At 61.0% G+C, this 12,281-nt stretch carries 11 protein-coding genes; 6 read left to right on the top strand and 5 right to left on the bottom strand.

The genetic code is table 11. The features are described from left to right. Positions 1 to 182: 182 nt before the first annotated feature. Both FH08_RS0105140 and FH08_RS0105135 read left to right on the top strand, forming a co-directional pair. On the top strand, positions 183 to 617 hold the full coding sequence (locus tag FH08_RS0105140; protein WP_031357299.1) for a GFA family protein: 435 nt from the start codon (positions 183 to 185) through the stop codon (positions 615 to 617). 81 nt (positions 618 to 698) lie between these two features. Beyond that, positions 699 to 1,532, top strand: coding sequence for a class I SAM-dependent methyltransferase (locus tag FH08_RS0105135; protein WP_031357298.1), 834 nt, complete (start codon positions 699 to 701; stop codon positions 1,530 to 1,532). A gap of 42 nt (positions 1,533 to 1,574) precedes the next feature. Here the strand turns inward: FH08_RS0105135 and FH08_RS0105130 are convergent, their stop codons facing one another. After that, complete coding sequence (locus tag FH08_RS0105130; RefSeq protein ID WP_031357297.1) at positions 1,575 to 2,036, bottom strand: RidA family protein; 462 nt, start codon at positions 2,034 to 2,036, stop codon at positions 1,575 to 1,577. Between the two features lie 95 nt (positions 2,037 to 2,131). Continuing rightward, entirely contained in the window at positions 2,132 to 2,992 is an 861-nt protein-coding gene (locus tag FH08_RS0105125) for an IclR family transcriptional regulator (RefSeq protein WP_031357296.1), read from the bottom strand. A gap of 113 nt (positions 2,993 to 3,105) precedes the next feature. On the opposite strand from FH08_RS0105125, the gene FH08_RS0105120 reads away from it, so the two are divergent. The 4 genes from FH08_RS0105120 (at position 3,106) to zwf (ending at position 8,764) form a co-directional block, all read left to right on the top strand. Further along, positions 3,106 to 4,305: an aminotransferase class V-fold PLP-dependent enzyme gene (locus FH08_RS0105120; RefSeq protein ID WP_031357295.1), complete on the top strand. Its 1,200-nt coding sequence runs from the start codon at positions 3,106 to 3,108 to the stop codon at positions 4,303 to 4,305. 147 nt (positions 4,306 to 4,452) lie between these two features. After that, a complete protein-coding gene (locus tag FH08_RS0105115) occupies positions 4,453 to 5,568 on the top strand; it encodes a porin (protein ID WP_031357294.1) in 1,116 nt (371 codons plus the stop codon). Positions 5,569 to 5,656: 88 nt separating this feature from the next. Further along, a complete protein-coding gene (locus FH08_RS0105110; protein WP_031357293.1) occupies positions 5,657 to 7,027 on the top strand; it encodes a gluconate:H+ symporter in 1,371 nt (456 codons plus the stop codon). A 261-nt stretch (positions 7,028 to 7,288) separates the two neighbouring features. After that, positions 7,289 to 8,764 (top strand): glucose-6-phosphate dehydrogenase, encoded by a 1,476-nt coding sequence (gene zwf / locus FH08_RS0105105; protein WP_031357292.1) that lies wholly within the window; start codon positions 7,289 to 7,291, stop codon positions 8,762 to 8,764. Positions 8,765 to 8,819: 55 nt separating this feature from the next. Here the strand turns inward: zwf and FH08_RS0105100 are convergent, their stop codons facing one another. The 3 genes from FH08_RS0105100 to FH08_RS0105090 form a co-directional block, all read right to left on the bottom strand. After that, a complete protein-coding gene (locus FH08_RS0105100; RefSeq protein ID WP_031357291.1) occupies positions 8,820 to 10,175 on the bottom strand; it encodes a sensor histidine kinase in 1,356 nt (451 codons plus the stop codon). Beyond that, on the bottom strand, positions 10,165 to 10,842 hold the full coding sequence (locus tag FH08_RS0105095) for a response regulator transcription factor (protein ID WP_031357290.1): 678 nt from the start codon (positions 10,840 to 10,842) through the stop codon (positions 10,165 to 10,167). The genes FH08_RS0105100 and FH08_RS0105095 overlap by 11 nt, the downstream gene beginning before the upstream one ends. Positions 10,843 to 10,982: 140 nt before the next feature. Further along, positions 10,983 to 12,275, bottom strand: coding sequence for an MFS transporter (locus tag FH08_RS0105090; protein WP_031357289.1), 1,293 nt, complete (start codon positions 12,273 to 12,275; stop codon positions 10,983 to 10,985). Between the last annotated feature and the right edge of the window lie 6 nt (positions 12,276 to 12,281).

Raw genomic sequence — 12,281 nt, 5'->3', positions numbered from 1 at the left:
AGGTTAAGCAATTCGTAAATACTAGCACCCACGTACCGCAGCTTCCAGTGCTGAACCGTAACGTTCAGGCGAGCGCATGGGGTGCTATCGAGTGCGTGCTGCGGCGCGCATCAATTCGTTGGGTGAGGGTGCATCGGCAGACCCATACCCACCTGGGTAAAAACCATTAAGGGAGATGCATCATGAGCGACGAAAAGACTTACAAGGGAGCCTGCTTTTGCGGCGCGGTTCAGATCACAGTCACCGGCGAACCGGCTGGCATGGGGTATTGCCACTGCGAGTCGTGTCGAAGCTGGTCGGCAGGACCTGTCAACGCCTTCACGCTGTGGAAGCCCGAAGCGGTGCACATCACGCAGGGCGCCGACAACATAGGCACTTACAACAAGACGCCGCACAGCTATCGCAAATGGTGCAAGACATGCGGCGGCCACATCTTCACCGAGCACCCCGGCATGGGACTCATCGACGTGTATGCAGCAACTATTCCAGACTTCCCGTACGAGGCCGGCGTTCATGTCAACTACCAGGAAACAAGGTTGCGGATGAGGGACGGCTTGCCGAAGATGAGAGATATGCCGGAGGAAATGGGCGGCTCGGGCGTCGCGTTGGCCGAATAACGCGCGTCGGTCACACCGTAACCACTGCATGCAGCACTGCGTGGCTGCATCCAGGCACCTTATATGATCAGGAGTACAGGCATGCCAGCAGACACATCCCCCATCACTCCGGCTATTGACCTCGCCGCCGTCAAGACCCGCCAGCAAGTTGCCTGGTCCACGGGCAACTATGCCGTCGTCGGGACCACGCTGCAGATCGTCGGCGAGAACCTGTGCGAAGCGCTGGATCTTCGCTCAGGCAGCCGCGTTCTCGATGTCGCCGCCGGCAACGGCAACGCCACGCTGGCGGCCGCGCGCCGCTGGTGCGACGTGACCTCGACCGACTACGTGGCGTCGCTGCTCGAGTCCGGGCGAGCACGCGCGAAGGCCGAGGGCCACACGATCCAGTTCCAGGAAGCCGATGCTGAGAACCTGCCGTTCCCCGATGCCTCATTCGACGTGGTGCTGTCCACCTTCGGGGTGATGTTCACCCCGAACCAGGACAACGCGGCGCACGAACTCGCGCGTGTCTGCAAACCGGGCGGCAGGATTGGCATGGCGAACTGGACGCCCGATAGTTTTATCGGCCAGGTGTTCAAGACGATCGGCAAATATATTCCGCCCGCGCCTGGCGTGAGATCGCCGGCGGTGTGGGGCACAAAGGCAAGGCTCGACGAGTTGTTCGAACACAGCGCGCGGGAGATCCGCGCGACCAGCCGCGAGTTTGTGTTCCGTTACCACTCGCCGGCGCACTGGCTAGACGTGTTCCGCACCTACTACGGTCCGATGAACAAAACCTTCGGCGCTCTCGACGCCGAGAAGCAGGCTGCCTTCACCCAGGACTTGCTGGCGCTCATGGAGAGCCGCAACCGTTCGGGCGACAGCACGCTGGTGCTGCCGAGCGAGTACCTTGAAATCGTGATCGAGCGAAAGTGAAAACGCAATACCGCTGAATCGTCGCTGAGTCGCCCCTGAATCTCAGTCGCGAATAGCAACAATTGCTTCGATCTCTACCGTGATGTTGCCGGGCAACGACCCCACGCCGACAGCAGAACGTGAGTGCCGGCCCGCGTCGCCGAACACATCGACGAAGAGATCGGAGCAGCCGTTGATCACGCGGGGATGATCGGCGAAATCCGGCGTTGCATTGACCATGCCGAGCAGCTTCACGATGCGTTTTACCCGGCTTAAATCGCCCAGTTCCACATGCAGGACCGACAACAGGTTAAGACCGACGAGTAGCGCGTGTGCATACGCTTCATCGGCGGTGACGTCGGCGCCAACCTTGCCCGTCATCAGATGCCCGGTTTCATCGAGCGGCCCTTGCCCCGACAAGAACAGCAGGTTGCCTTCGCGTGTGCAGTGAGTGAAATTGCCTATGGGTGCGGGCACGTCCTGAAGTTTTAAGCCGCGGGCCTGCAGTCGTTCATAGCAGTTCATCTCAGTCGAAAATACCATGTTGCGTTGGTTCTCTTTCAAGTGTTGAGGGCAAGGTTCAAATACCGGCTAACCAACGCCGCGTTTAGCCGACGCATTTAGCCGATCACGTCAGGCGTGCGGCGCTGCCAGCCGAGCCGCGCTTCAATGCGCGCGGCGACAACTTTCAGTTCGGCGCCAAAACGTTCAGTACTCTGAAGCGCCTTGGCTTCCGGCATCACGATCGAAATGGTGAACACGCAGTCTCCCGCCTGATCGAGCACTGGGGCGGCGAGACACGCCACGGACGCGTCCGACTCTCCGATCTGGATCGACAGGTGCGCATCCAGCGCTTCGCGCGCCATTTTCGCGAGCACGTCAGGACGCGTCTCGGCGCGCGCAGTGGGCGACGGTTTCGCGTACCGTTCGAAATAGGCGATGCGCTCTGCGTCCGGCAGATGCCCCACCAGCAATCGTCCCGACGCAGTCCAGTTGAGCGGCACCCTGCTTCCCACGCGCGAAGTCACGCGAAAATGGCCCGGCCCCTCGGCCATTTGCAACACGACCATCATCCCTTCTTCGAGTCCGCACACCTGCACCGTCTCGCCGACCTGGATCGACAAGCGGTTCATCTCTTCATGCGCGACTGCCAGATAATCGAGTGAACTCGCATACGTCAGACCGTAGCCGTAGAGCCGCGAGCCGAGCCAGATCGCGCCCTCGGGCGTGCGGGCCAGCAGGTTCTTATCCACCAGGTCATTGATGATCGAATAGACCGTGGACAACGGTGCACCGACCAGTCGCGCGATTTCATACGCGGTGGTCGGACGGTTGGTGTCCTGCAACGCGTCGAGGATCTGCACCGCCCGGTCGATCGCACTGGTGCGCGTGCGCGTTGCGGGCGCAGCGGCGGAAAGGTCGGCGGCCTGCTGCTCGACCGGCTGCGGTTCCTGCGTGGTTTGACGGGGCTTGGCGGCCATCGCGCTCCTGGGACTGATTGTTTTTGTACAGTTTGACGCAAGCGCATCGTATGATAATCTAATACACAATTACAACATACATTCCATAATAAAGGAATATCAGGAGCCGCACGATGGATATTTATTCCCGATTTGGTCTACGCCCGGTCATCAATGTCTCGGGCACGATGACGAGCCTGGGTGCGTCCATCGTGGCGACGCCGGTCATTGAAGCAATGGCTGCAGTCCTTCCTCAGTTCGTCGAGATCGACGACTTGCAACGCAAGGCGTCCGCCGTGATCGCGCAGGCTTGCGGCAGCGAAAGCGGCTATATCACGGCATCCTGTTCCGCGGCGATCACGCTCGGCATTGCTGCCACCATGACGGGCGACGACCCGGGGCTGATCGAGCGTCTGCCCGATACAAGCGGACTGCGCAACGAGGTCGTCGTGCAAACGGGCCATCTCGTCAATTATGGCGCACCTATCGACCAGGCGATCCGGCTTGCGGGCGCTCGCGTCGTGCCGGTGGGAGCGACCACGGAGTCGCACGGCTACCAGCTATCCGCCGCGATCAGCGAGCGCACGACGGCTGCGCTCTATGTGGTCTCGCATCACACGGTCCAGTTCGGCTTGATCCATGTGGAAGAATTCATCGCTCTCGCGCACGCGAAGGGTGTACCGGTCATTGTCGATGCAGCGTCCGAATATGATCTCACGCGCTTCATTGCCGCTGGCGCCGATCTCGTGCTGTATTCGGCGCACAAGTTTCTCGGTGGTCCGACCGCCGGTATTGTCGCCGGCAAGAAAACGCTGGTACGTGCCGCCTATTTCCAGAATGGCGGCATTGGCCGTGGCATGAAAGTGGGCAAGGAAGGGATTGCCGGCGCCATCGCCGCGCTCGAGCAATGGCAGCAACGCGACCACGCGGCGGTCCGTGCCCGCGAACGAGGTTATCTCGAGTTGTGGCGTGAAGCGCTGAACGCCCGCCCCGGCGTGCGCGCAGAGATCGATGCCGATCCAACCGGCAATCCGCTTGACCGCCTGAAACTGTCCATCGATGCACGCGAGGCGCGTATCAGCGCCTGGGACCTGGCCGACGCCCTCGCCCATCCGTCGGCGGCCGGCGTCCCGGTGATCGTCCGCGATCACGAGGCCGAACTGAATTTCTTCTTCATCGACCCGTGCAATCTGCATCCCGGCCAGGAGCACAGCGTGCTTGAACGCCTGCTGGATGAACTCGAGCGCGCGCAGCACGCGCCGCATCCGCTGGTCACCCCGTTTTTCCAGCGCGATGCGCGGCGTGGCGCCGGCCGGCGTAACTGGCCTGACTGAGGGCCTGACTGGGCCTGATTTTTTTGTATGACCGATACGCCGGATTTCTCCGGCGTCGCTTTGCCTTGCACGTTTAGTAATCCTTATTCCATCGAAGAGAACAAAAATTCATCGATGGACGCCCTTCTTTCGACCAGAGGAAACCAGATGCATAAGCAGATCCTTCGCACGGCCGTGGCCGTCGCCGTGACAGGAAGCGTTGCGCAAGCCGCTTTCGCCCAAAGCAGCGTGACGCTCTACGGTATTGTGGATGCCGGCTTCACGTACACCAACAATCAAAAGGGCAACAGCGCCTATCAGGCGACTCAGGGCAATGTGCAAGGGTCGCGCTGGGGCCTGCTTGGAAGCGAGGATCTGGGCGGCGGCAATAAGGTCCTGTTCAGGCTCGAAAACGGTTTCAGCCTGGAATCGGGCGCGTTGGGCCAGGGCGGACGCATGTTCGGCCGCAGCGCATGGGTGGGACTGAGCAATGACCGCGCCGGTACGATCACGCTCGGCCGCCAGTACAACAGCGTGCAGGACTACCTCTCGAACCTGCAGATCAACGGCGTGGGCGCGATGAGCCAGTACGGCAATGCGATCTACGATAACGACGACATCAACAACACCTACCGCACCGACAACGCGATCAAGTACACCACGCCGACGTTCTCGGGATTCACCGCCAACGCGATGTACGCGTTCTCGAACACCGCCGGTGACTTCTCGAACAACCGCGCATGGAGCGTGGGCGCGGATTACGCCGCGGGCCCGGTGCGCCTGGACGCAGCCTACTCGCTGGTCGATCACCCTGCGTCGAACACGGCCGGTGCGGCGCCCTCCGACAACTACTACAGCACCAGCGCGTCGATCATCAGCAATGTCGCGCGCAACCAGGTCTGGGGCGCAGGCGGCGCCTACACGTTCGGGCCTGCCATCGTCGCCCTGCTGTACACGAACTCTCATTTCGACCTCCTGACCGGCGGCAGCCTGCGTTTTGCGAACTACGAAGCGAGCGTGCGATATCAGTTCACGCCTGCCACGCTGCTCTCGCTCGGCTACATCTACACGAGCCAGAACAGCAGTTCGGCAACCGCGTCGAATGCTCACTACAACCAGCTGGCGCTGGGCGGCGAGTACTTCCTGTCGAAGACCACCGACGTCTATCTGAACGGCATTTACCAGCGTTCATCCGGCTCCAAGGCATGGGTCGAAGGCGTCACGAATCCGTCCAGCAACAACGGTCAGTTCGTCACCGTCGTTGGCATTCGACACAAGTTCTAACCAGGTATGCCGGACCCGTTGAAGACCCGCGCGGCTCGACGGTCCGGCTTTTTCGACCGGTTTTTCCGACCGCTATTTTGGAGCCTCCATGGCGACTGTCCAGGGAAGTCTTTTACTCGTCTACGCGTTGGTCGCGATCATCGCGCTGGTCGTGCTGATCGCGCGATTCAAGCTCAATCCGTTTATCACGCTGATGGTGGTGTCCGTCGCGCTCGCGCTTGCCGTCGGCATGCCGATGACATCGATCCTCAAGTCATTTGAAACCGGCGTGGGCGGAACGCTCGGGCATATAGCGATTGTCGTCGGGCTCGGTACGATGCTCGGCAAGATGATGGCCGAATCCGGCGGGGCTGAACGTATCGCGCAAACGCTCATCGGATTGTTCGGCCCGAAGAATGTGCATTGGGCGATGATGTGCATCGCATTTCTCGTCGGCCTGCCGGTATTTTTCGAGGTCGGTTTCGTGCTGCTGATTCCGATTGCGTTCAACGTGGCGCAGCGTACCGGCACGTCGATGATCCGCGTCGGCATTCCGATGGTCGCGGGACTCTCGGTCGTGCATGGCCTGATTCCGCCGCACCCGGCCGCGCTGCTGGCGGTGACGGCTTATAACGCGGACATTGGCCACACGATTTTCTACGCGTTGATCGTTGGTATTCCCACGGCGATTATCGCCGGACCGCTGTTCTCGAAACTGATCGCAAGGTTCGTCGTGCTCGAGGGCGTCAACCCGATGGCACAGCAGTTTATCGAGCAGGATGCCGCACGCGCGACGCAAAAATTGCCGAGCTTCGGTATCACGCTGCTAACGGTCTTGTTGCCGGTGCTGCTGATGCTCGTGGGCAGTTGGGCCGACCTGATCGTCCCGGCGAAGTCGACCGCCAACAACGTGCTGCGCCTGATCGGGCATCCGGACATGGCGCTGCTGCTTGCGGTGCTGTTGAGCTTCTATACGTTCGGCTCGGCACGCGGGTTCAATCGCGAATCGATCCTCAAGTTCACGAACGAGTGTCTGGCGCCGACCGCTAGTATCACGCTGGTCGTGGGTGCGGGAGCTGGCTTCGGGCGCATCCTGATCGATAGCGGCGCGTCCAAGGCGATTGTGGATGTGGCCACCGGCGCACACGTGCCGCTGCTGATTCTTGCGTGGCTGGTCGCCGGTTTGATTCGGGTCGCGACGGGATCTGCGACGGTTGCCATGGCCACGGCTGCGGGGATTATTGCGCCGATCGCAGCAGCCGCCGCCTCAACTGCGACGGGCGTACGTCCCGAACTGCTCGTGCTCGCAACGGGCGCCGGATCGCTGATCCTGTCGCATGTGAATGATGGTGGTTTCTGGCTGGTCAAGGAGTACTTCGGCATGACCGTGACGCAGACGTTCAAGACCTGGACCGTGTGCGAGACGATTATTTCAGTGACCGCGCTAGTGTTCACGCTTGGGTTGTCGATGGTGATCTGAAGCGACGCGGCATGCCGATAGAACGCGGGCCGCACGTTTACACTACAGTTACATGCACGCCGCTGCGTCGCTTCCCGACCGGTCGGACGTTTTTTCGCCGGCAGTGTGACGATCATCCGGCGATCGCAAACGGCGCCGTCGCTCGCGTGCTCCGACCATGCTTGTTTAATGCGTAACTGGTATAACGACATACTTAGCGTCGCAAACGGCCCGCTCCGCGGAGCGCAATTCTGACTGCAAACTCGCGATACCCTACGCACCATGACCACTCAAACACATTTCGCCGCGCACGATCTTCCTGTCGACATGATCATCTTTGGCGGCGGCGGTGACCTGTCCGCACGCAAGCTCCTGCCTGCCCTTTATATGGCGCATTTGCACTGCAACCTGCCCCCGAAAACACGCATTATCGCAATCGGGCGCCGCGACTGGTCGCGCGAGCAGTACGTGCAGTTCGTCGAAGAGCAATCGAAACCCTTCGTCGATAAAAAGGCGCTCGACCCGCAGGCATGGGACACGTTCCTCGCACTTTTCGACTACGTGCGCATCAACATTGATCAGGCGAGCGACTACCTGCGCCTTGCAGAAGTTGCGCGCGGGGACGTCTGCCGCGTGTTTTATCTCGCGACCGCGCCGGACCTGTTCACGACCATCTGCGACAACCTTTCGGCCGCCGGTGTAGTCGACAGCAATGCACGCGTCGTGCTGGAAAAACCGCTCGGTCATGACCTTGCCTCGGCGCAAGCGATCAATGCTTCTGTCGGCCGCCATTTCGCCGAAGCGCAGATCTATCGCATCGATCATTACCTCGGCAAGGAAACGGTGCAGAACCTGATGGTGCTGCGCTTCGGCAACGCGATCTTCGGACCGCTGTGGCAGGCGCCGTACATCAAGAGCGTGCAGATCACCGTGGCGGAAACGGTGGGCGTGGGCAGCCGTGCGGGCTTCTACGACCAGACCGGCGCGCTGCGCGACATGGTGCAGAACCACCTGTTGCAACTGCTGTGCATCGTCGCCATGGAGCCGCCTGTGTCGCTCGATCCCGATGCCGTGCGCGACGAAAAGCTCAAGGTGCTGCGTTCGCTGCGCAAGATGACGGTCGCCGATATTGCCCGCGATACCGTGCGTGGCCAGTACAGTCCGGGCGCGATCGGCGGCGAGCCGGTCAAGGGTTACATGGAAGAGGACAACGTGCCGGCGGAGAGCCGTGCGGAGACCTTCGTCGCCATCCGCGCGCATATCAACAACTGGCGCTGGGCGAACGTGCCGTTCTTCCTGCGCACCGGCAAGCGCTTGCAGAAGAAGCAATCGGAGATCGTGATCGACTTCGCCGACCTGCCGTTCTCGATCATTCCCAGTGGACCGCGCAACTATGGCAACCGGCTGGTCATCCAGTTGCAACCGGAAGAATCGATCCAGCTGCAGATGCTCGCGAAGGAGCCTGGCAGCGGCATGCATATGCTGCCGGTGAACCTGAACCTGGATCTGCAGCAGGCATTCAGCGAACGTCGCGCGGAAGCATATGAGCGGCTGTTGATCGATGTGATGCGCGGTCGCCTGACACATTTCATGCGTCGCGATGAACTCGAAGCGGCATGGGCATGGGTGGAACCGATCCTCGACGGCTGGAAGGAATTGAACGACCGTCCGCGCACTTATACGGCGGGCACGTTCGGACCGGCCGCCTCTTCAGCGCTGATGGCGCGGGAGAACATGGCGTGGGCCGAAGAGGCCTGAAGTAGCGGTTCACTCACACAGGTTCATGGGTGCGAGTGACAGGGAGTGCATTGCTCTAAAGCGAAAACCGGACCTCGGCTGCAAGACCCTTGCCGCCGGGGCCGTCATCGAAGCTGATGCTTGCCCGGTGCGCCCGCACGATCTCACGCACTATCGCAAGACCGAGCCCGCTGCCCTCTTCCACCGATGCCCTGAAGAACGGCTCGAACACGCGATCGCGGACATCCGCTGGAATGCCGGGACCATCGTCGGTGACCGCAAGCACGATCGTCTTCTCGCGCCGCTCGATCGACAACGTCACGTGACCTGACGCGCTCGTGTATCGAATCGCGTTGTCGACCAGGTTGAAAACCAGCACCGACAATAAACGCGCGTTCCCCAGCAGAAACGCGTCGTCGGCAAGCTGCGCAGCCAACTCGATTCCGCGACGTTGCGCCAGCAGCGCCAGCTCTTCAATGACCGTTGTCGCGACCTCGCGCAAGTCGACGCGCTCGCCTTCGAAATGGCTGTAATCGGCTGTCTCGGCTTGCGCGAGCAAGAGCAACTGGTTGGTCAGCGACACCAGTGCCCCATTGCTTTTGTGCATGGCCGACAAGGTCTCTTTGACGGTTGCAAGATCGTCGTGGCGTCGCGCGTATTGCAGTTGCGCACCGAGCAACGTCAGCGGCGTTCTCAACTGATGCGCGGCATGCGAAATGAAACGCCGCTGCATCGCAGTCTGCCGTTCGATCCTCGCAATGCAGTGGTTGATCGCATCGACGATGGGCCGCAACTCGCTCTGAAGATGTTCAGAGCGCAACGGCACGAGTTCGTTCGGCGCGCGGTCGCGAACGTCATTGGTCAGCGCCATCAGGTGCCGCAACTCGAATGTCAGGCCGACACACACCAGCACGATTGCAATCGCAATGATCTCCGCGAAATGCAGCAGTTGGGGCCGCCATAACTCGGTCGCCAATGCATCGCGCTCCAGTTCCGTGCGGCCCACCGAAACCAGAATGCGCTTGCTTTCACCGGAGTCGTACATCGGCCTGATGATGGAAACTGCCCGCACCGGCTGACCGTCGATCTCGGTGTCGTACCAGCCTGGTGAACTGGCAGGTTCGACTTGCTCGAGGTCCGACGTGCCCGCAATCACCGGCCCGTCGATCACGCGAATACGAAAAAATACCCGGTCGCCATACGGCGAACTCAAGATCTCGATAGCGCTTGGGGAAATATCCGCATGCAGGAAACTGTCGTCCCATTTGACGTCGCCGGCCATCACGCGGGCGGACGCGAGCAGTGCGTTGTCCTGGATCAGGCTCGCGGTTTTCTGCGCGCCTTCACGGGCCATGTAACCCGCCGCGAGCACATAGACCGTCAGCGGCAGCAGCAACCACAGCAGAAGCCGCAGGCGCAGGCTATTCGTCATCGCTGCTGGCTTGCAACAGATAACCCAGGCCACGAAGCGTAATGATGGTAGCGGTGCTTTTCTCAAGCTTCTTGCGCAGCCGCGAGACGTAGATCTCGATGGCGTCTTCGCTCGTGTGGGTAGTCGAACTGCCGAGCGAGTCGGCCAGCATCGGCTTGGAGACCGTCTTCTTGGCCTTGAGGATCAAGGTCTCGAGTACGGCATGCTCTCTCGGCGTCAGGCTCAGCACTTCGCCTGCTACCGAAAATTGCCGCCGGTCGATATCGTAGGAAAGATCGCCGCAGCGCGTGCTGTTCGAGCGCGAGGGCAACTGCCGCCGCACCAGTACCTTGACCCGCGCGACCAACTCGCGAGCATCGAACGGTTTCACGACGTAGTCGTCCGCGCCGGCGCTCAGGCAAATTACCTTTTCATCGACGGAACCGCTGGCGGTCAGGATGAGCACGGGCGTGTCGTCGCCGCGCTCTCTCAGCCGCCGCAGCACGCCCTTGCCGGACAGGTTAGGCAGGTTGAGATCGAGCAGCACGACGTCGTAGCGCGTGGTGCGCAGGAAGCGGTCGGCCGCATCGCCGTCGCTGACGCGATCGAGTACGAATCCATCGTCTTCCAGAATCTTTGCGAGCCAATGAGCCAGTTCCTCATTGTCCTCGACCAGCAGTAGCTTCATCACGTTCACCGCGTTATGCGTGGGCATTGTCCGTCAGCCCGGCATGCGTATGCTTCGAACGAGCCTCACGCCACGCCGGGCCACGGCCCTCAGGCGAAGTGTATATCGCTCGGGCGTGGCCATGCGTTGAGCGCCGCCCGTCACGCGGTCTTGTATTGAGCGCGCGCTTGCGTGGAGCGGTACAGAACCAGCGTCGCGATCAAGCCGCAGACTGCGGCAACGGACATCCATGCGCCCGGCGCCGCCTTGTTGCCAGTTGCATGAATCAAGTACGTGGAAATGGCCGGCGTGAACCCGCCGATGGTCGTCGCCAGGCTATATGCCAATGAAAATCCTGTCGTGCGAACTTCAACCGGCATGACTTCGGTGAGCGCCACCACCATCGCGCCGTTATAGCAGCCATACAGGAACGAGAGCCACAGTTCGACGCCGAGCAAGCGCAGGAACGACGGATCCGCCACCAGCCACTGCACAGCCGGATACGCCGTGAGAATGGTCAGGACCGTGAAGAACAGCAGCACCGGACGGCGTCCAACGCGGTCGGACAGCGCGCCCGAGAGCGGCAGCCAGACGAGATTCGACAGGCCGACGAACACCGTCACCACCAGCGCGTCAATCGATGAAAGCTTGAGCACTTCCTTGCCGAAGGTCGGCGTGTAGGCGGTGATCATGTAGAACGACACCGTGGTCATGATGACCATGCCCATGCCGGCGAGCACGATGCCCCAGTTGGAGATCATCGACTTCATGATTTCGCGCATTTCCGGACGATGTTTGCGCGCGAGGAATTCCTCGGTTTCCTGCAGCGAACGGCGAATGATGAACAGGAACGGCACGATCAGGCAGCCGATGATGAACGGCACGCGCCATCCCCACGAAGTCATCTGATCAGGCGGCAAGATACGGCTCATGCCGACGCCGATCAGCGCAGCGAACACCACGGCCACTTGCTGGCTGCCTGACTGCCACGAGCAATAAAAGCCCTTGTTGCCCTTGGTCGCGATCTCCGAGAGATACACCGAGACGCCGCCAAGTTCCACGCCAGCCGAGAAGCCTTGCAGCAGACGCCCGAGCAACACGATGATCGGAGCCAGCACACCGATTGTCGCGTACCCCGGAATCACCGCCACCAGCAACGTGCCGACGGCCATCATCGCCAGCGTGAGGATCAGGCCCTTGCGTCGTCCGTGATGATCGATGTACGCACCCAGCACGATTGCGCCGATCGGACGCATCAGGAAGCCGGCGCCGAACACGGACAACGCGAGCATCAGCGACGCAAATTCGTTACCGCTCGGAAAGTAGGTCTTGGCGATGGCCGACGCGTAGTAGCCGTAGACCATGAAGTCGTACATTTCGAGGAAATTGCCGCTGACAACCCGAAATACCGACTTGAATTTCGACTCGTTTGCAGACATAGCGTGTGAGGACATGAACTT

This window comes from Caballeronia sordidicola (assembly GCF_000729995.1).
Lineage (GTDB): Bacteria > Pseudomonadota > Gammaproteobacteria > Burkholderiales > Burkholderiaceae > Caballeronia > Caballeronia sordidicola_A.
The sequence above is the reverse complement of the archived record's forward strand: the minus strand, read 5'-3'. Positions and strand labels throughout refer to the sequence as shown.

What these genes read in the sequence shown, in the direction of transcription:
- FH08_RS0105115 (WP_031357294.1), top strand. Translation starts at nt 4,453, where the DNA reads ATGCATAAGCAGATCCTTCGCACGGCCGTGGCCGTCGCCGTGACAGGA.
- FH08_RS0105140 (WP_031357299.1), top strand. Translation starts at nt 183, where the DNA reads ATGAGCGACGAAAAGACTTACAAGGGAGCCTGCTTTTGCGGCGCGGTT.
- FH08_RS0105090 (WP_031357289.1), bottom strand. Translation starts at nt 12,275, where the DNA reads ATGTCCTCACACGCTATGTCTGCAAACGAGTCGAAATTCAAGTCGGTA.
- FH08_RS0105135 (WP_031357298.1), top strand. Translation starts at nt 699, where the DNA reads ATGCCAGCAGACACATCCCCCATCACTCCGGCTATTGACCTCGCCGCC.
- FH08_RS0105110 (WP_031357293.1), top strand. Translation starts at nt 5,657, where the DNA reads ATGGCGACTGTCCAGGGAAGTCTTTTACTCGTCTACGCGTTGGTCGCG.
- FH08_RS0105120 (WP_031357295.1), top strand. Translation starts at nt 3,106, where the DNA reads ATGGATATTTATTCCCGATTTGGTCTACGCCCGGTCATCAATGTCTCG.
- zwf (WP_031357292.1), top strand. Translation starts at nt 7,289, where the DNA reads ATGACCACTCAAACACATTTCGCCGCGCACGATCTTCCTGTCGACATG.
- FH08_RS0105130 (WP_031357297.1), bottom strand. Translation starts at nt 2,036, where the DNA reads ATGAACTGCTATGAACGACTGCAGGCCCGCGGCTTAAAACTTCAGGAC.
- FH08_RS0105125 (WP_031357296.1), bottom strand. Translation starts at nt 2,992, where the DNA reads ATGGCCGCCAAGCCCCGTCAAACCACGCAGGAACCGCAGCCGGTCGAG.
- FH08_RS0105095 (WP_031357290.1), bottom strand. Translation starts at nt 10,842, where the DNA reads ATGAAGCTACTGCTGGTCGAGGACAATGAGGAACTGGCTCATTGGCTC.
- FH08_RS0105100 (WP_031357291.1), bottom strand. Translation starts at nt 10,175, where the DNA reads ATGACGAATAGCCTGCGCCTGCGGCTTCTGCTGTGGTTGCTGCTGCCG.